The following is a 17,112-nucleotide window of genomic DNA, read 5'->3' as shown; positions in this document are numbered from 1 at the left end:
CCATCGCGCGCGCCCATTGCGGGTGCGGGCCTTGGCTGTGCATTCCATCCAAGGGATCTACCCAGAACCCCGCAGCGGTTTTGCAAAACGCCTGCGCCTCATCGGCATGTTTTGGGGGCGTTTCACTTTCCTTTGGGAGAGGGATGCTGCGCGCCGCGCCCCTATTGCGAGTATTTTCAAATCCGCGATTATTTTCAAATCGAGAATCTGGTGCTGCGCAATAGGCGCGGGAAATGGCCGCTATCAACGCGTTGTGGCCGACACCCACGCGCAAAATACTGAACGCAGGCTGAATTTCTCGAGCTGATGATCGAGGCTAGGGTTTTGATTGATCACCGCGTTGCCTTAGAATCCCCTGAATTTGCGCCGTGAGTAGTCGCGCTTCGTCAGGCCGTAGAAGATCAACTAGGCTGCTCAGACTTCCGACAGAGCCACCCTCATCGCAACTCATAAATTGCTCAAGCGTTTTGCCGAAATATGCCGATATTCGCAGCGCATTTTCTACGGCTGTGCTGGAGTTCTCTCGCGCCAAAAGCTTATTGAGCACATCGCGCGAAATGCCGGTTGCACGCACGATCTTCGAGACGGAAGAGTCGTGTTTGTTCATGTGCCATATAAATGCGGTTCGAAAATTATTTGCCAAGTGCCAGCCATTTCCGCAATGCGTAATTCTTGCGTCATTGGTTGTCTGAATTCGACAGTCCGGCAAGGCGTCCAGAACGTGAACGCGCCCATAAACCGGCATTTCGTCCATATTTCGCGGGATTTTCTTGCCAACTGTTGGCAAGTGATGGTGCGGTCGAGAAGACTCGAACTTCCACGGGTGTTACCCCACAGCGACCTCAACGCTGCGCGTCTACCAATTCCGCCACGACCGCACTGTCTGACTTGGTGAGGCGCTATCTAACGAAGGCGGCGGGCGATGCCAAGAGGCAAAAGGCGGCGGCGGGAAAATAATTTGCGCGCGGCGCGGGGCGGGTCGGGACCTCTTGCCCAAGGCCCAAGCGCCGCCCCATATCGAGGCGGCGCTTGGGGTGTTTTGCAAGGCTTGCCGGTTCCACTGGCCGGATCAAGCGGCGCGGCGTCCGATCAGCCCGTCCGATCGACCGGTGCGATCAATCGGCGACCTTGAAGGTCGGCAGGCTGGCCGCTGTGGGCGCGGGCAAGGCCGAGGCATCGCCACCGCCAAAGACCGCCGCGCGGATCAAAGTGTTGCGCTCGGGCTGACCGGGGGCGAAAACGGCGGGGCTGCCCGCGTCCAGAGCGTCAAGCGCCGAAGCATACCAGACCTCGGCCAGATCGCTGCGGGTGCTGGCGCCAAAGCCCTGCGACAGGTGGTGACCCATCAATTCGCCGTAGACCGTTTCGCCCAAAGCATAAAGCAAGAGCGCCGAGCCGACCGCCACATCCATATCATCGGTGCGATAGCCCGAGGACAGGCAGATCGTCGCCGTGCCAGCCAGATGTTCGGGCGCCATGCCGGTGGTCAGGATATAGCCCGACACGCCTTGCACCACTTCGGCTTGGGATTTGAGCGAGAGCGCGGCGACATGGGGTTTCATGATCGGGCCAAAGGCTTTGCACTGCGCCTCGATTTGCGCGGGCGTTGCGCCTTGGACCTTGGCGGTCAATTCCTCGCCGCGCGAGATCGCATAGGTGCGTGCGAGGCAGAACTGCTCGCTCAGCGCGACATTGGGATCGGTGATGGCGCCGACTTTGACAAAGCCGCCGTTGGAATTGGTCAAAAGCGAGACCTTGTTGCAATGGGAGGCCAGCGAGCGCGCCGAAGCCTCGCCCATGAAATTGGGCAAGGCGGGCGCTTCGGCGGCGGCCATCACGGTGGGCGCAGCGGGCGCGGCCGGTTCGGGCGCGGCGGGCGCGGCGGGCTGTTGGTTGACGACGACCGTGGTCATGCCCGGCGCGGCGGTCACCACCTGCCCCGGCGCGGCGGCCATGGTGCCCCCTGCCATTTCGCTGCGCCATGTTTTGAGCAGGCCGCGCGTGCCGTCGGGATTGGCGGCGACCATTTGCATCACGCTCGATCCGCCCGCCATGGCGCGGTTGTAGGAGTTGGTCAACAGCTGTTGCTCGAAGGGCGTCAAATGTCCGGTCATGGGATAGCCCATATAGGCTTGATATTGCGTCACGGCGCGGCGCGATTGACCGCCCAGCTGCCCGTCGACGCGGCCCGCGTTAAACCCGAAGTAATTGAGCGAGGCCTGAATTTCGCGGCCCTCTTGGGTCGAGGGCAGGCGCGGCGCGGCCTTGCGATAGGTTTTCTTGGGCTGGCTTTTCTTGGCTTGGCTATTGGCGGCGGCGCCGACGATGCCGCCGATGATGGCGCCTGCGATGAAATCGCCATTGCCGGCGGTGGCGCGGCTGACGGGGGCGGTGATCATTGAGGCGGCAAGCGCGGCGCAAATGAGATGACGTGAATACATGGGATATCCTCCGAAAAAACCAATTCCTATACCTAAGGCTAGCACGATTCCCTGACGCAGGGGCAGCGTTTTTGCGCAAAACCCCCTTCAAATTGGCCAAACCGGAGGGTAGAGCAAGGCAAGCAGGCGGCTTCACGGGCCGCCGAGTGCAGGAGCCGCGCCTATGGTCGAATGGATCACCGCCCCCGATTTGACGCCCTACCCCGAGGCTTTGGCCTTTATGGAGGAGCGCGCCGAGGCCATCGCGGCGGGGCAGGCCGAAGAGCTGGTCTGGCTGGTCGAGCATCCGCCGCTTTATACATCGGGCACCTCGGCGCGGATCGAGGATTTGACCGATCCCGAACGCTTCCCCGTCTATGAGGCGCGGCGCGGCGGGCAATATACCTACCACGGTCCGGGCCAAAGGGTGGCCTATGTGATGCTTGATCTGGGACGGCGCGGCCGCGATGTGCGCGCCTTTGTGCAGCAACTGGAGCATTGGGTGATCGCGGCTTTGGCCGAATTCAACGTGACGGGTCATATCCGCGAGGGGCGTGTGGGGGTTTGGGTCGAGCGGCCCGAAAAGCCGCGCGCGCCGGACGGGGCGATTTGCGAGGAGAAGATCGCCGCCATCGGCATCCGTTTGCGCAAATGGGTGTCTTTCCACGGGATTTCGGTGAATGTGGAGCCGGATCTGGAGCATTTTACCGGCATCGTGCCTTGCGGCATCCGCGCGCATGGGGTGACGTCTTTGGTCGATCTGGGGTTGCCGGTGACGATGGAGGATCTTGATCTGGCGCTGCGGCGCAGTTTTGATCAGGTCATAGGCGCCCCGTCCTGAGGCCCCGCCTCTGGGCGCGCCGCACATATGGCGGCCTGCGGCGTAGATAAGCGCGCCCGACCAAGGCCGCGCGGCGGGGCTTTGCCCACGCGCCCCTGCGACAATTGTCTCACATTGCTTTTGCCCGCTGCCATGTTAGGTATCTGGCATATCGAGGGCATAAGTGATGCCCGCGCGAGACAAACATGAGGATGACCTATGAAAACTCTTTTGACTGCTGCTGCCGCGATGCTGGCCTTGAGTGTTCCTGCTTTTGCCGATGGCCATAGCGCAGCGGGCGATGTGGAAGCCGGTGAAAAGGCGATGAAGAAATGCAAGGCCTGCCATGAGGTCTCCTCCGAGAGCGAAGTCTTCTTGAAAGGCGGCAAGACGGGCCCGAACCTTTACGGCGTGATCGGCCGCGTGGCCGGATCGGTCGAGGGCTTTGCCTATGGCAATTCGCTCAAGGAGGCCGGTGAAAAAGGTCTGGTTTGGGACAACGCGTCCTTGGCCGAATATATCGCCGACCCCAAGGCCTTCTTGTCGGCCTATCTCGATGATGGCGCGGCGAAATCGAAAATGAGCTTCAAGCTGCGCAAGGGCGGCGAGGATGTTGCCGCCTATCTGGCCAGCGTCGCTCCGGCCCCCGAGGCCAAAACCGAATAACCGCCCGACAGCGGATCCATAAGAATGCAAACGCCGCGCGCCTGTCTGGTCGCGCGGCGTTTTGCCTTTGCGCGCCATGGCAGGCCGAGTCGCCCCAGCGGCAAAACGCGCCGCTGTGGCCCAAAACGCGGCAAAACCGGCCCAAGCCATTAACAAAACCCTAAAAAACGCAGGCTTTGGCGGGGGGTGCGACAAAATTCTTTGATCTGCGTCAAAGTCGGACATTGCCGCCCGCCCCGTTGCACACTAAAACGGCTCAGGAGAGACATCGGGCGTGCAATATATCTTGCGCGCCCATCAACATACCAGCAGGAGGCATCCAATGGCAGACGCAGCCATTCACGGCCACGATCATGAAGACAACCGGGGTTTCTTTACCCGTTGGTTCATGTCGACCAACCACAAAGACATCGGCCTACTCTACCTGATCGTATCGGCGTTTGCCGGTCTGATCTCGGTGACATTCACGGTCTATATGCGCTTGGAGCTCATGGAGCCGGGCGTGCAATACATGTGCCTTGAAGGCGCGCGTTTCATCGCCACGGCGGCGGAATGTACCCCCAACGGCCACCTGTGGAACGTGATGATCACCTATCATGGTGTTTTGATGATGTTCTTCGTTGTTATTCCGGCGCTCTTCGGCGGATTTGGCAACTATTTCATGCCGCTGCAGATCGGCGCGCCGGACATGGCCTTCCCGCGGATGAACAACCTGTCGTTCTGGCTTTATGTGGCGGGCACCTCCTTGGGTGTCGCCTCCTTGCTCAGCCCTGGTGGCAACGGGCAATTGGGCTCTGGCGTGGGCTGGGTTCTCTATCCGCCTTTGTCGACCTCCGAAGGCGGCTATTCGATGGATCTGGCGATCTTTGCCGTGCACGTGTCGGGCGCCAGCTCGATCTTGGGCGCGATCAACATGATCACCACCTTCCTCAACATGCGCGCCCCTGGCATGACCTTGTTCAAGGTTCCGCTGTTCTCTTGGTCGATCTTTGTGACCTCGTGGTTGATCTTGTTGTCCTTGCCGGTTCTGGCGGGCGCCATCACCATGCTGCTCACCGACCGTAACTTCGGCACGACCTTCTTCCAACCAGGTGGCGGTGGGGATCCTATCCTTTACCAGCACATCTTGTGGTTCTTCGGTCACCCCGAGGTCTACATCATCATCTTGCCGGGCTTTGGCATCATCTCCCACGTCATCGCGACCTTCTCGCGCAAACCGGTCTTCGGCTATCTGCCGATGGTTTGGGCGATCATCGCGATCGGTGTTCTGGGCTTTGTCGTCTGGGCGCACCACATGTATACCGTGGGTCTGTCGCTGACGCAGCAAAGCTACTTCATGTTGGCGACGATGGTGATTGCGGTCCCGACAGGGGTTAAGGTCTTCTCGTGGATTGCCACCATGTGGGGCGGGTCGATCGAATTCAAAGCGCCGATGATCTGGGCCTTTGGTTTCCTTTTCCTCTTCACCGTCGGCGGCGTGACGGGCATCGTGCTCAGCCAGCCGGGCGTGGACCGTGCCTATCACGACACCTATTACGTCGTGGCGCACTTCCACTATGTGATGAGCCTCGGAGCGGTCTTTGCGATCTTTGCCGGTATCTACTTCTACTTTGGCAAAATGACCGGTCGTCATTATCCCGAATGGGCGGCAAAGCTGCACTTCTGGATGATGTTCATCGGTGCAAACCTGACCTTCTTCCCGCAGCACTTCTTGGGCCGTCAGGGCATGCCGCGCCGCTACATCGACTATCCCGAGCAATTCGCGCTTTGGAACTACTGGTCGTCGATCGGTGCCTTCATCTCCTTCGCCTCGTTCATCCTGTTCTTCGGCATCGTGTTCTACTCGCTGTTCAAAGGCAAACGCGTGACCGAGAACAACTATTGGAATGAATATGCCGATACGTTGGAATGGACCCTGCCCTGCCCGCCGCCCGAACACACGTTCGAGCAGCTTCCCAAGCAGGAAGACTGGGACAAAGCTCCCGCCCACTAAGGCGTAGCTTTCCAAAGATCAAAGCGGGGCCGCAGGTGATACATCTGCGGCTCCGTTTTCATTTGCAAAGCCGCGGCTTCGCCGTGCCCTTTGCTGCGCCGCTGCGTGGCTTGGGCACGCGCGCACGCCATATGCCCCGCCGCCGCTCTTGATCCGCTCTTGATCCGCGCCTGTTTCACTTGCTGTCCTCAATCAGCGCGCTACCTTTGGCACCATCACCCGCCCTCACGCCGCCGCCCCAAGCACAAAAAACCGCCGAGCCGCCCCATGCCCTATGAATGGACCACCGCCCCCTCCGGCCCCGACGGCCAACCGCGCCGGATGCTCTCGGCTTGGCCGCATCGCTCCTTGCCCAAGGCGGGATTTGCGGCGGTGGTTTTGGGGGCCTTTGTGTTTATCACCATCCCGCTGTTCGGGATGCTGGGGACCAAGGTGCTTTGGGGGCTCTTGCCCTTCGCCATGCTCGCCATCGGGGCGCTGTGGTGGGGGATTGCGCGCTCCTATAAGGATGGCGAGATTTTGGAGGAATTGGTGATCGATGCGCAGATGACCCATCTGAGCCGCCGCTCGGCCCGCGCTGCGCCGCAAGATTGGGAGTGCAACACCTATTGGCTGCGCCCCCAAATGCACCCCAAGGGCGGGCCGGTGCCTGCCTATATCACCCTCTCGGGCAAGGGGCGCGTGGTCGAACTTGGGGCGTTTTTGACCGAAGGCGAGCGCAAGACGCTGTTCGGCGAATTGTTGGACCTGCTCAAAGACATCAAAGCCGCCCCGCCCGCGTGATGGCGCGGCGCGCGCGGGCGCTAAGGCCACCGACGCAATACCGACGTTTTACCGACGCGATACAGCCCCCCGTTTTTGGCGGCCCTTCGTGGAGCGCGCCACGACGCAAAACGCGCCCCGAAGGGCGCGCGCTTTGATCATCTTTTGGCGACAGATTTGCGGGGGGCCAGCGGCCTCAGGCTTGCGCTGCGAGCTGGTCCTTGACCAAGGCCCCTGCGGCGCCAAAATCGATCTGTCCGGTATAATCGGCCTTGAGAGCGCCCATCACCTTGCCCATGTCGCGGATCGATGTGGCCCCCGTTGCGGTGATCGCTGCGGCAATCGCCGCCTTGACCTCTTCCTCGCTCAATTGCTTGGGCAGGAATTCGGCCAACACGCCGGTTTCCGCGATCTCGCGCTCGGCCAGATCAAGCCGCCCGCCCTCTTCATAGACGCGGGCGCTCTCTTGGCGCTGCTTGACCATTTTGCCAAGAATACCAAGCACTTCATCCTCGCTGATGCCCTCTTCGCCGCCTTGGCCGCGCAGCGCAATGTCGCGATCCTTGATCGCCGCATTGATCAAGCGCAGCGTCGACAGCCGCGTGACATCCTTGTCTTTCATTGCCTGTTTGAGGGCCGCGTTGACCCGATCTCGAAGTTCCATATACGTCCCATCCCCATGGTGCCGAAACAAGCCACGACCTTTAGCCAAAACCAAGCCCTATTGCAAGCCTTGCAGGCGCGAGGTCATCCCTTGTTTTCATGGCGCATTCGCGGCGGCACCTATGGCGGCGAATGCGCCGATCTGGGGGTTGACCCTCGCGGCGCGCGCCCTTACCTATGCGCAAATTCACCGCACCGGAGTTTGATCATGGCCCAACAGCCTAGCCCCCGCCCGACCGCCTGCCTAGCACTCGCGGACGGAACGCTTTTCTACGGCCACGGGTTTGGCGCAACGGGCGAGACCACCGCCGAATTGTGCTTCAACACGGCGATGACGGGCTATCAGGAAATCATGACCGACCCTTCCTATGCGGGGCAGATCGTGACCTTCACCTTCCCCCATATCGGCAATACCGGCGTGAACCCCGAAGACGACGAAACCGCCGATCCCGTCGCGGCGGGCATGGTGGTGAAATGGGACCCGACGGTCTCGTCAAACTGGCGCGCGACCCAAGAGTTGGGCGATTGGCTGGCGGCGCGCGGACGCATCGCCATCGGCGGCGTTGACACCCGCCGCCTGACCCGTGCGATCCGCCAATCCGGCGCGCCTCATGTCGCCTTGTCCTTTGATCCTGAAGGAAATTTTGACGCCGAGGCCCTCGTCGCCAAGGCCCGCGGTTTTGCAGGGCTGGAGGGGATGGATCTGGCCAAAGACGTGACCTGCGCGCAAAGCTATCAGTGGAATGAAATGCGGTGGGCATGGCCCGATGGTTACGCGCCGCAAACCGCGCCCAAGCACAAAGTCGTGGCGATTGATTACGGCGCCAAACGCAATATTTTGCGCTGCCTTGCTTCGGCGGGCTGCGACGTGACGGTCTTGCCCGCCAGCGCCACCGCCGAAGAGGTTCTGGCCCATAATCCGGACGGTGTGTTTTTGTCCAACGGCCCCGGCGATCCGGCGGCAACGGGCAAATATGCGGTGCCGATGATCCAGAAAATCCTCGACACGACTGACCTGCCGATGTTCGGAATTTGCCTTGGGCATCAAATGCTTGCCCTTGCTTTGGGCGGGCGCACCATCAAGATGAACCACGGTCACCACGGCGCCAACCACCCCGTGCAGGACCGCGAGACCGGCAAGGTCGAAATCACCTCGATGAACCACGGCTTTGCGGTGGACAGCCAAAGCCTGCCCGAGGGGGTGGTCGAGACGCATGTGTCGCTGTTTGACGGGTCCAATTGCGGCATCCGCATGAAGGACCGTCCGGTGTTTTCGGTGCAGCATCATCCCGAAGCCAGCCCCGGCCCGCAGGACAGCTTCTACCTCTTCGAGCGATTCGCCGAACATATGGCCGCGCGCGGGTAATCGCGCGTGGCGGCTCTCTTGCCGTCGGGGAAGTGGTTAACATCCGGTTACCAAATCGCCCCGCAGCGCGAGAACAGAGCCGCAACATCGCCCCGCCTCGCTATTTATGGCGAGTTGTCATAGGCGATTCCCCGCCGTAACCTGACAAAGACAGTAGATCGTGCGCCCCGATAGGCAGATATTAATGTCGTCTTAACTTCCTGCATGGAAACTCCTCGCTAACCATAAGTGAGGCGTACGGAATGCAATTTCCTGATTTGCGAGAGTTTGACGGCAACGCCGATGCCGCCGTCAGACCCGCATCCCTAGGTTCGGAACTGGTGCGCACGGGCGCCATAACGTCCGAACAATTGATGGCTGCACTCTCTGTGCAGGCACAATGCGATGCCACGCTTGATAAAATCCTCACCGCCGAAGGGATCATGCGCCCCGCCGACATGCGCGCGGCGCTGGCGCAGTTTCATGACACTTTCGTTGTCGACCTCGACGAAACCCCTGCCGACGGCACCCTCTTGCACCTGCTTGATCCGCAATATTGCATTAAAAACAGCGTTCTAGCATGGCAAAAAATGGACGGGGTCACGCATATCGCGACCTCGCGACCGCATCTGTTCCAACAGATCGTCGCCGCTCTGCCCGACGAACTTTTGCCCGCGCGAATGGTGATCGCCAGCCAAGAGCAAATTCAAAAGACCGTGGCGCAGATGAACCGTCCGGCGCTGGTCCTGGCCGCCCAAACCCGCGTGCCAGAGGCCGAAAGCTGCCGCACATGGGGCAAGACGCGCACGCTGCGCATCACCTTGTGCTTGCTGGGTTTGATCGGCATTGCCGCGCTGACCTTCTCCTTCCCCAAAGTGGTCTTTGCGGCGCTGGTCGGTTGGGCGATCTTTACCTTGATGATTTCTTCCATCATGAAAACCGCCGCTTTCGTCGCCCGCGTCTCGCGCCCGCCCGAAGACTTCCTCACGCCCGAAATGCCGACCGGCGCGCGCCTTCCCAAAGTGTCGGTTCTGGTGCCCCTGTTCAAAGAGAAAGAGATCGCCACGCATCTGGTGCAGCGGCTCAAAAAACTCAATTATCCTAAATCCTTGCTCGATGTGGTCTTGGTTCTCGAAGAGGTGGATACCCTCACCCAAGAGACCGTGGCGCGCACCTCTTTGCCGCCTTGGATCAGGGTCGTCGTCGTGCCAAAAGGGACCCCGCAAACCAAACCGCGGGCGATGAATTATGCGCTGGATTTTTGCGAAGGAGAGATCATCGGGATCTTCGACGCAGAGGATGCGCCTGACGCCGATCAGATCACCCGCGTGGCCCATCACTTCCTCAACGCGCCGCCGGATCTGGTCTGTTTGCAGGGGATTCTCGACTATTATAACCCGCGACAAAACTGGATCGCGCGCTGTTTCACCATCGAATATGCCGCATGGTTCCGGCTCATCTTGCCTGGCATGGCGCAGCTCGGCTTCGGCATTCCTTTGGGCGGCACGACGCTCTATTTCCGCCGCGATGCTTTGGAGGAACTGGGCGGTTGGGACGCGCATAATGTGACCGAAGATGCCGATCTGGGATTCCGTTTGGCACGCCATGGCTATCGCACCGATGTCATCCAGACCGTGACCGGAGAAGAGGCCAATTGCCGCGCGCTGCCATGGGTCCGCCAACGCTCGCGATGGCTCAAAGGCTATATGACCACCTATCTGGTCCATATGCGCAAGCCATTGAAACTGTTCAAACAATTGGGCGCTTGGCGGTTTATCGGGTTTCAGGCGCATTTCGTCACCGCGATGTCGCAGTTCTTTCTCGCCCCGCTTTTGTGGTCCTTCTGGTTGGTGATCTTGGGCATCCACCATCCGCTTGACGGGATCGTGCCGCATGAGATGCTGATCACCATGGGCTCGCTGTTTCTGACCGTGGAGATGATCAACGTGGTGGCCAATTTGACCGCCATCGCCAATCCCGGGCACCGCCATCTTTTGCCTTGGGTCGCGACGATGCATGTCTATTACCCGCTGGGGGTCTTTGCGGCCTATAAGGCGCTCTACGAGTTGATTGTCATTCCCTTTTATTGGGACAAAACCCAGCACGGGCTCTCGATCGATCATCCCAAGGGCGCCGATCAACCGCCGAAAGCGCGGCGCACCCGCTAGGCTGGCAGGCTTGGGCGCAGGCCATCACCTGAGGATCAGCCGTTGCTTCGGGCGCGCCGGTCCGGCCACCCGCGCACCGTCAGGTCAAAGCGTCGTGATTGCGCGCATCGGATTTGAGCCGCGTCATGAAGGCCTTGGAAATATGGTCTTTTAGCGCCGCTTCGGCGCGGCGCTCGTCGCGCGTTTCAATCGCGGCAACGATTTCGTCATGCTCTGCCAATGCGTTTTTGTCGCGCCCTTCGGCGGCCAATGTCGTGGTCGCCATCAAGGCCATGGTGCGATGCACGAGGTCCAATTGCTGCACCAGATAGCGGTTGTGAGAGGCCAGATGGATCATCTTGTGAAACCTGCGGTTGGCGCGCGCCATGGCGGCGGGTTGGCCCAAAAGAGCGCGGTCCTCTTCGACCATATCGCGCAGCACCCGCACCTCTTCGCCGGTCGCGTGACGCGCGGCCAAACGTGCCGCCAGCCCTTCCAACTCGGCGCGCACGACGTAGAGCTCGGACAGCTGGTTGTGATCCAAAGAGGCAACAATCAGGCTGCGCCCGTCGCGCGCCAAAAGCGATTGGGTCTCAAGCCGTTGCAACGCTTCGCGGATCGGGGTGCGCGAGACGCCGAACCGTTCGGCCAGATCGCTTTCCACCAATCGGTCGCCGGGTTTGTAGAGCCCCGTGTCGATCGCTTCCAAGATCAACATATAGGCGTCTTTTTGGGCCGGCTTCATGGGCAATATCCATATCTTGTCACAGGTCGGCAAACCTTATCCGCCTCCGGCCCTCGCAATCAACCCATTGCGGGTGCAACTGGGCGATTGCGCCTTCGGGCCGCGCGCCCTAACCTCGCCCCATGCCCAAAGCCGATTTCTCTCATGTCACCACTTGGGTCTTTGACCTCGACAATACGCTTTACCCGCCGCATATGCGCCTCTTTGACCAGATCGAAGTGCGGATGACCGATTATGTCATGCAGGCCCTTGGCGTGGACCGCGCCCGCGCCGACGCGTTGCGGCTGCATTATTGGCATAGCTACGGCACCACATTGGCGGGGTTGATGCGCGAACATGATGTCGATCCGGCCCCCTATTTGACGCAGGTGCATGAGATTGATTTTTCGCGGCTTTCGCCCGATCCCGATCTGGCCGAGCGCATCCGCGCCTTGCCGGGGCGCAAGATCATCTACACCAATGGCACCGCGCCCTATGCGGAAAAAGTCAGCTATGCGCGCGGGCTTGGCGGGCTGTTTGATGCCATTTACGGCGTCGAACATGCCGGTTTCGCGCCCAAGCCTGAACGCGCGGCCTTTGAAACGGTCTTTGCCAAGGACGGGTTGGCGCCGGAACGCGCGGCGATGTTCGAAGATGATCTGCGCAACCTCGAAGTGCCTCACGCGATGGGCCTGCGCACGGTGCATGTCGCCCCCGAACGCGACGAAAAGCCCCATGTTCACCATCACACCGATGATTTGAGCGCATTCCTTGCGCGGCTGCTCTAGCATATCATAAGTCATTGTTATAAATGGTTTATACTTCAACAACACGCCCCGCGCTTCGCGGATAGGCCGCGCCGCCCTGTGCCGCCGCGCGCGCAGCGAAGGCCATGGCGGCCCCGCGCATGCTCTCGCGGCGTCAGGCGCGGCGGATCGCGCATGGAACTGCCCTGCGTTTCGCACTAGGTTACGCCTCAGGAGGCTTTTTGATGCAAAAATCCGATGTTGATATCCTGATTTCTGGCGGCGGGATTGCCGGTTTGGCGGCGACCTGCGTCTTCGGGCAGGCGGGGTTTTCCGTGCTCTGCGTCGATCCGGCGCCGCCCGTCACCACACGCGACGGGGCCGGATCGGATTTGCGCACCACGGCTTTTTTACAGCCCGCGCAGGCGCTTTTGGATCGTGCGGGCGTTTGGACCCGCCTTGCCCCCCATGCCGCCGACTTGCAGATCATGCGCATTGTCGATGCGGGCGGCGTGGACCCCGAACCGCGCCTGACGCGCGAGTTTGACGCGTCCGATCTCTCCGATCTGCCTTTCGGGTGGAACCTGCCCAATTGGCTTTTGCGGCGCGAGTTTCTGGCCCGCATCGATGAGTTGCCGAATGCCGAATTTCGCGCCGGCACATCCGCCACGGCGCTGTTCACCCGCACATCCGAGGCCCGCGTCACGCTCAGCGATGGCGAAATCGTCAGTGCGAAGCTGGCCATCGCCGCCGACGGGCGCGGATCGCGCCTGCGCGAAGCCGCAGGTATTGATGTAAAAACAACGCGTTACGGACAAAAGGCGCTGGCCTTTGCGGTCACGCACCCCATCCCCCACAACAATGTATCGACCGAGATTCACCGCTCGGGCGGACCGTTTACATTGGTGCCGCTGCCCGATCATGAGGGGCGCCCCTGCTCTGCCGTGGTGTGGATGGAGGACGGGCCGGAGGCGATGCGCCTTGCCGCTCTACCGGAGGCGGATTTCGAGGCGGATATGAACCGCCGTTCGTGCTTGTTACTTGGCCCTTTGAGCCTCGCCTCGCGCCGCACCACTTGGCCGATCATCAGCCAAGTGGCCGAGCGGATGAGCGCCGAGCGTTTGGCACTGATCGCCGAGGCAGCCCATGTGGTGCCGCCCATCGGGGCGCAGGGGCTGAATATGAGCCTTGGCGATCTGCGGGTCTTGCTCGACCTCGCGACGGCCGCACCCGAAACGCTCGGCAGCCGCGAGATGCTCGACAAGTTCCACAAGGCCCGCCACGGCGAGGTGCGCGCGCGGGTGGCGGGGATCGATTTGCTCAACCGCGCCTCGCAAATCCATGCGCAGCCCCTGCGCGATCTGCGCGCGGCGGGGCTGTCGGCGATCTACGGCATGGCGCCGGTGCGCAAAATGATGATGCAAATGGGCTTGAGCACGCGCGGATAACCCCGCACGACCAAAGGTTTAGCCCGCCAGAACCTGATCGAGCGCCGCCTCCAGACGGCCAAGCGCGCTTGGCACGTCATAGAGTTTGTCCAAACCGAAAAGGCCGATGCGGAAGGTCATAAACCCGTCCGGCTCGTCGCAGGCCAGAGGCACCCCCGCCGCAATTTGCAGCCCCTGCGCGGCAAATTTGCTGCCGTTCTGGATCATCGGATCGTCGGTGTAGCTGACCACAACACCCGGCGCGCCAAAGCCGTCAGCCGCGACCGAAGTAAAACCGCGCGCGGCCAGCATCGCGCGCACCCCATCGCCAAGCGCCCATTGCGCCTCGCGCAGGCGTTCAAAGCCGTAGTCCTTGGTCTCGACCATCGTGTCGCGAAAGGCGCGCAAAGCATCGGTGGGCATGGTCGCATGATAGGCGTGGCCGCCGTTTTCATAGGCCGCCATGATCGAGCGCCATTTTTTCAGGTCGAGCGCGAAGCTGTCCGATGTGGTCTCTTCGAGCCGCGCGGCGGCGCGGTCCGACATCATCACCAATCCCGCTGAGGGCGAAGCCGACCAGCCTTTTTGCGGCGCAGAGATCAACACATCGACGCCGCTTTTTTCCATATCGACCCATGCGCAGCCCGAGGCAATGCAATCCAGAACGAACAGCGCGCCGACCTCATGGGCCGCCTCGGCGAGCGCCTTGATATAGTCGTCGGGCAAAATCAAACCCGCCGAGGTTTCCACATGGGGGGCGAAAACCACCTGCGGCTTGGCCTCGCGGATCGCCGCCGTCACCTCGGAAATCGGCGCCGGAGCAAAGGGCGATTGCACGCCATTACCGGTTTGACGGGCCTTGAAAACGGTGGTTTCGGCGGCGAAATTTCCCGCCTCGAAAATCTGGCTCCAGCGGTAAGAGAACCAACCGTTGCGAACGATCATCGCGTGCTGGCCTGCGCCGAACTGGCGCGCGACCGCCTCCATCGCGTAGCTGCCGCCGCCAGGGACAAGGGCAATGCTCTGGGCGCGGTAAACCTCTTTGAGCAAGCTTGAGATGTCGCGCATAACCCTTTGGAATTCTTGCGACATATGATTGAGACTGCGGTCGGTGAAAACCACGGAATATTCGAGCAATCCATCGGGATCGACGGTATCAAGCAAGGCGGTCATGGCGGTGTTCCTCCGGTTTGTTGCGGTGAGGCTATCGCGCGGCGGGTCCGTGCAAAAGCGCTAAATCGCCGTGCCCTAGCCCAATGGCCCCGCAAGGCGCTCTTCGGACAAGAGCACATTGGCCTCGACGTCGCCCACCCCGGGCAGCGTCATGATCCGCCGCCGCAAGACCCGCTCGAAATCGGCGATGTCGCGGGCCACAACGCGCAGGCGGTAATCATACATGCCCAAGACGTGTTCGACGGTTTGCACCTCGGGAATGGCGCAGACCGCGCGTTCGAAATCGTCCAAGCTGACGCGGCCCTTGGTGGCCAGTTTGACCCCCAAAAACACCGCAACGCCAAAGCCCAGCTTTTCGCGGTCCAGATCAAGCCGTTGCCCCGCCAGAACGCCGATGGATTTCAACCGCTCGATCCGCCGCCATGTCGCCGGTTGCGACAGGCCGATCTTGCGCCCCAAGGCCCCCGCCGTTTGCCCCGCATCGCGCGCCAGCTCGCGCAAAAGCGTCCGGTCCATTTCATCCAACTCGATCATAGCGGCAGTGCCTCGTCGCTTTTGATCCGCGCGACATGCATCAAGGCTTCGATGTCATTGATATGCGGCAGCGACAGGATGCGGCTACGATAGATGTCTTGGTAATGCGCCATATCACGGGCAATCACCGACAATCGCACATCCACACGGCCAAGAAAGGTTTGGATTTCAATGACATCCGGCACGGTGCGTGCCTCGGCGATAAACTCGTCAAAGGCACGCGGATTGGTTTTGTCGAGGCTCACGCGCAGGCTGACCTCGACCTCATAGCCCATCGCGCGCCAATCGATCACGGCGCGGTTGGCGCGGATCACCCCGCTCTCGATCATCTTCTCGACCCGCCGCCAGCAGGTCGCCGTGGCAATGCCCGCCCGCGCCGCCAGATCCGCCGCCGAGAGCATCGGTTCGGCTTGATAGAGCCGCAGTATCCGTCGATCCGTATCATCAAGCATGAATCACCACGCGCAGCCGCATTCTGAGAATAGATTTTTCACCAATATGCGAAAATCATGTCGATTGGCAAATCATATCGTGCAAAACACGCCTATTGTGCCCGCAGAATCCCGACGCGTCGGCATGGCGCCCCGCGTTGCAACCAAAGAGGACATATCATGCGCGTATATTATGACCGCGATTGCGACATCAACCTGATCAAAGACAAGAAAGTGGCCATCCTCGGCTATGGCAGCCAAGGCCACGCCCATGCGCTGAACCTGCGCGACAGCGGCGCGAAGAACCTTGTCGTCGCCCTGCGCGAAGGCTCGGCCTCGGCCAAGAAAGCCGAAGGCGAAGGCCTCACCGTGATGGGCATCGCGGAAGCCGCCGCATGGTGCGATGTCATCATGTTCACCATGCCCGACGAATTGCAGGCCGAAACCTACAAAAAATACGTGCATGACAATATCAAACCCGGTGCGGCGATCGCATTTGCCCACGGTTTGAACGTGCATTTCGGCCTGATCGAGCCCAAAGAAGGCGTCGACGTCATCATGATGGCCCCCAAAGGCCCCGGCCACACCGTGCGCGGCGAATACACCAAAGGCGGCGGCGTGCCTTGCCTTGTGGCGGTGGACCGCGACGCATCGGGCAAAGCGCTCGAAATCGGTCTGTCTTATTGCTCGGCCATCGGTGGCGGCCGTTCGGGCATCATCGAAACCAACTTCCGCGAAGAATGCGAAACCGACCTCTTCGGCGAACAGGCCGTTTTGTGCGGCGGTATCGTCGAGTTGATCCGCATGGGTTTCGAGACATTGGTCGAAGCGGGTTATGCGCCCGAAATGGCCTATTTCGAATGCCTGCACGAAACCAAACTGATCGTCGATCTGATCTATGAAGGCGGCATCGCCAACATGAACTATTCGATCTCGAACACTGCCGAATACGGCGAATATGTTTCGGGCCCGCGCGTGTTGCCCTATGAGGAAACCAAAGCGGCGATGAAAGGTGTTCTCACCGACATCCAGAACGGCAAATTCGTGCGTGACTTCATGCAGGAAAACTCGGTCGGTCAGCCCTTCTTCAAAGCGACCCGCCGTCTGCACGACGAGCACCAGATCGAAGTTGTCGGCAAGAAACTGCGCGACATGATGCCGTGGATTTCCGCGGGCAAAATGGTCGACAAAGAAAAGAACTAAGTCCCGAAGGATTTGGAACTGTCTTTAAGGCGCGCTTTCGGGCGCGCCTTTTTTGTTG

General features: G+C 60.8%; 16 protein-coding genes and 1 tRNA gene. 9 read left to right on the top strand and 8 right to left on the bottom strand.

The window, feature by feature from the left end:
• Positions 1 to 316: 316 nt before the first annotated feature.
• From ABWV64_RS12000 to ABWV64_RS11990, 3 genes are all read right to left on the bottom strand, one after another.
• On the bottom strand, positions 317 to 754 hold the full coding sequence (locus ABWV64_RS12000) for a helix-turn-helix domain-containing protein (protein ID WP_353345504.1): 438 nt from the start codon (positions 752 to 754) through the stop codon (positions 317 to 319).
• A gap of 37 nt (positions 755 to 791) precedes the next feature.
• Positions 792 to 878: transfer RNA gene (locus tag ABWV64_RS11995), tRNA-Leu, on the bottom strand.
• 237 nt (positions 879 to 1,115) lie between these two features.
• The gene (locus ABWV64_RS11990) at positions 1,116 to 2,441 is read right to left on the bottom strand and encodes a peptidoglycan-binding domain-containing protein (RefSeq protein ID WP_353345502.1); all 1,326 of its coding nucleotides are present in this window, start codon (positions 2,439 to 2,441) and stop codon (positions 1,116 to 1,118) included.
• A gap of 163 nt (positions 2,442 to 2,604) precedes the next feature.
• On the opposite strand from ABWV64_RS11990, the gene lipB reads away from it, so the two are divergent.
• The 4 genes from lipB to ABWV64_RS11970 all read left to right on the top strand — a co-directional run bounded on the left by lipB (position 2,605) and on the right by ABWV64_RS11970 (position 6,682).
• Complete coding sequence (gene lipB / locus ABWV64_RS11985; protein ID WP_353345500.1) at positions 2,605 to 3,261, top strand: lipoyl(octanoyl) transferase LipB; 657 nt, start codon at positions 2,605 to 2,607, stop codon at positions 3,259 to 3,261.
• Between the two features lie 198 nt (positions 3,262 to 3,459).
• Positions 3,460 to 3,906: a c-type cytochrome gene (locus ABWV64_RS11980; RefSeq protein WP_353345498.1), complete on the top strand. Its 447-nt coding sequence runs from the start codon at positions 3,460 to 3,462 to the stop codon at positions 3,904 to 3,906.
• 322 nt (positions 3,907 to 4,228) lie between these two features.
• Complete coding sequence (locus tag ABWV64_RS11975; RefSeq protein WP_353345496.1) at positions 4,229 to 5,899, top strand: cytochrome c oxidase subunit I; 1,671 nt, start codon at positions 4,229 to 4,231, stop codon at positions 5,897 to 5,899.
• Between the two features lie 267 nt (positions 5,900 to 6,166).
• Positions 6,167 to 6,682, top strand: a complete 516-nt coding sequence (locus ABWV64_RS11970; protein ID WP_353345494.1) for a DUF2244 domain-containing protein — start codon at positions 6,167 to 6,169, stop codon at positions 6,680 to 6,682.
• A gap of 175 nt (positions 6,683 to 6,857) precedes the next feature.
• Here the strand turns inward: ABWV64_RS11970 and ABWV64_RS11965 are convergent, their stop codons facing one another.
• The gene (locus ABWV64_RS11965) at positions 6,858 to 7,325 is read right to left on the bottom strand and encodes a GatB/YqeY domain-containing protein (RefSeq protein WP_353345492.1); all 468 of its coding nucleotides are present in this window, start codon (positions 7,323 to 7,325) and stop codon (positions 6,858 to 6,860) included.
• A gap of 207 nt (positions 7,326 to 7,532) precedes the next feature.
• Between ABWV64_RS11965 and carA the strand changes: the two genes are divergently transcribed.
• On the top strand, positions 7,533 to 8,690 hold the full coding sequence (carA, locus tag ABWV64_RS11960) for a glutamine-hydrolyzing carbamoyl-phosphate synthase small subunit (RefSeq protein ID WP_353345490.1): 1,158 nt from the start codon (positions 7,533 to 7,535) through the stop codon (positions 8,688 to 8,690).
• A 242-nt stretch (positions 8,691 to 8,932) separates the two neighbouring features.
• Complete coding sequence (locus tag ABWV64_RS11955) at positions 8,933 to 10,837, top strand: glycosyltransferase family 2 protein (RefSeq protein WP_353345488.1); 1,905 nt, start codon at positions 8,933 to 8,935, stop codon at positions 10,835 to 10,837.
• 79 nt (positions 10,838 to 10,916) lie between these two features.
• Here ABWV64_RS11955 and ABWV64_RS11950 read toward each other — a convergent pair whose 3' ends face one another.
• Positions 10,917 to 11,561 (bottom strand): GntR family transcriptional regulator, encoded by a 645-nt coding sequence (locus tag ABWV64_RS11950; protein WP_353345486.1) that lies wholly within the window; start codon positions 11,559 to 11,561, stop codon positions 10,917 to 10,919.
• Positions 11,562 to 11,683: 122 nt separating this feature from the next.
• On the opposite strand from ABWV64_RS11950, the gene ABWV64_RS11945 reads away from it, so the two are divergent.
• Both ABWV64_RS11945 and ABWV64_RS11940 read left to right on the top strand, forming a co-directional pair.
• Positions 11,684 to 12,328: a pyrimidine 5'-nucleotidase gene (locus tag ABWV64_RS11945; protein ID WP_353345484.1), complete on the top strand. Its 645-nt coding sequence runs from the start codon at positions 11,684 to 11,686 to the stop codon at positions 12,326 to 12,328.
• Positions 12,329 to 12,531: 203 nt separating this feature from the next.
• Positions 12,532 to 13,734, top strand: a complete 1,203-nt coding sequence (locus ABWV64_RS11940; RefSeq protein WP_353345482.1) for a UbiH/UbiF family hydroxylase — start codon at positions 12,532 to 12,534, stop codon at positions 13,732 to 13,734.
• Between the two features lie 18 nt (positions 13,735 to 13,752).
• On the opposite strand, the gene ABWV64_RS11935 is transcribed toward ABWV64_RS11940, so the two are convergent.
• From ABWV64_RS11935 to ABWV64_RS11925, 3 genes are all read right to left on the bottom strand, one after another.
• Positions 13,753 to 14,886 carry an aminotransferase class V-fold PLP-dependent enzyme gene (locus ABWV64_RS11935; protein ID WP_353345480.1) on the bottom strand — a complete coding sequence of 378 codons (1,134 nt, stop codon included), beginning with the start codon at positions 14,884 to 14,886 and terminating at the stop codon, positions 13,753 to 13,755.
• 75 nt (positions 14,887 to 14,961) lie between these two features.
• Positions 14,962 to 15,420, bottom strand: coding sequence for an Lrp/AsnC family transcriptional regulator (locus ABWV64_RS11930; RefSeq protein WP_353345478.1), 459 nt, complete (start codon positions 15,418 to 15,420; stop codon positions 14,962 to 14,964).
• Positions 15,417 to 15,872: an Lrp/AsnC family transcriptional regulator gene (locus ABWV64_RS11925; RefSeq protein ID WP_353345476.1), complete on the bottom strand. Its 456-nt coding sequence runs from the start codon at positions 15,870 to 15,872 to the stop codon at positions 15,417 to 15,419. Before ABWV64_RS11925 ends, ABWV64_RS11930 begins: the two co-directional genes overlap by 4 nt.
• A gap of 159 nt (positions 15,873 to 16,031) precedes the next feature.
• Here ABWV64_RS11925 and ilvC point away from each other — a divergent pair, with 159 nt between their 5' ends.
• Positions 16,032 to 17,054, top strand: a complete 1,023-nt coding sequence (ilvC, locus tag ABWV64_RS11920; protein WP_353345474.1) for a ketol-acid reductoisomerase — start codon at positions 16,032 to 16,034, stop codon at positions 17,052 to 17,054.
• Positions 17,055 to 17,112 lie beyond the last annotated feature (58 nt).

This window comes from Litorivita sp. NS0012-18 (assembly GCF_040371945.1).
Lineage (GTDB): Bacteria > Pseudomonadota > Alphaproteobacteria > Rhodobacterales > Rhodobacteraceae > Litorivita.
This window is presented reverse-complemented; position numbering and strand designations above follow the sequence as displayed.

Coding starts and splice junctions, on each gene's coding strand:
- ABWV64_RS11975 (WP_353345496.1), top strand. CDS start 4,229: ATGGCAGACGCAGCCATTCACGGCCACGATCATGAAGACAACCGGGGT.
- lipB (WP_353345500.1), top strand. CDS start 2,605: ATGGTCGAATGGATCACCGCCCCCGATTTGACGCCCTACCCCGAGGCT.
- ABWV64_RS11970 (WP_353345494.1), top strand. CDS start 6,167: ATGCCCTATGAATGGACCACCGCCCCCTCCGGCCCCGACGGCCAACCG.
- ABWV64_RS11980 (WP_353345498.1), top strand. CDS start 3,460: ATGAAAACTCTTTTGACTGCTGCTGCCGCGATGCTGGCCTTGAGTGTT.
- ABWV64_RS11935 (WP_353345480.1), bottom strand. CDS start 14,886: ATGACCGCCTTGCTTGATACCGTCGATCCCGATGGATTGCTCGAATAT.
- ABWV64_RS11940 (WP_353345482.1), top strand. CDS start 12,532: ATGCAAAAATCCGATGTTGATATCCTGATTTCTGGCGGCGGGATTGCC.
- ABWV64_RS11930 (WP_353345478.1), bottom strand. CDS start 15,420: ATGATCGAGTTGGATGAAATGGACCGGACGCTTTTGCGCGAGCTGGCG.
- ABWV64_RS11945 (WP_353345484.1), top strand. CDS start 11,684: ATGCCCAAAGCCGATTTCTCTCATGTCACCACTTGGGTCTTTGACCTC.
- ABWV64_RS11950 (WP_353345486.1), bottom strand. CDS start 11,561: ATGAAGCCGGCCCAAAAAGACGCCTATATGTTGATCTTGGAAGCGATC.
- ilvC (WP_353345474.1), top strand. CDS start 16,032: ATGCGCGTATATTATGACCGCGATTGCGACATCAACCTGATCAAAGAC.
- ABWV64_RS11990 (WP_353345502.1), bottom strand. CDS start 2,441: ATGTATTCACGTCATCTCATTTGCGCCGCGCTTGCCGCCTCAATGATC.
- ABWV64_RS12000 (WP_353345504.1), bottom strand. CDS start 754: ATGGACGAAATGCCGGTTTATGGGCGCGTTCACGTTCTGGACGCCTTG.
- ABWV64_RS11925 (WP_353345476.1), bottom strand. CDS start 15,872: ATGCTTGATGATACGGATCGACGGATACTGCGGCTCTATCAAGCCGAA.
- ABWV64_RS11955 (WP_353345488.1), top strand. CDS start 8,933: ATGCAATTTCCTGATTTGCGAGAGTTTGACGGCAACGCCGATGCCGCC.
- ABWV64_RS11965 (WP_353345492.1), bottom strand. CDS start 7,325: ATGGAACTTCGAGATCGGGTCAACGCGGCCCTCAAACAGGCAATGAAA.
- carA (WP_353345490.1), top strand. CDS start 7,533: ATGGCCCAACAGCCTAGCCCCCGCCCGACCGCCTGCCTAGCACTCGCG.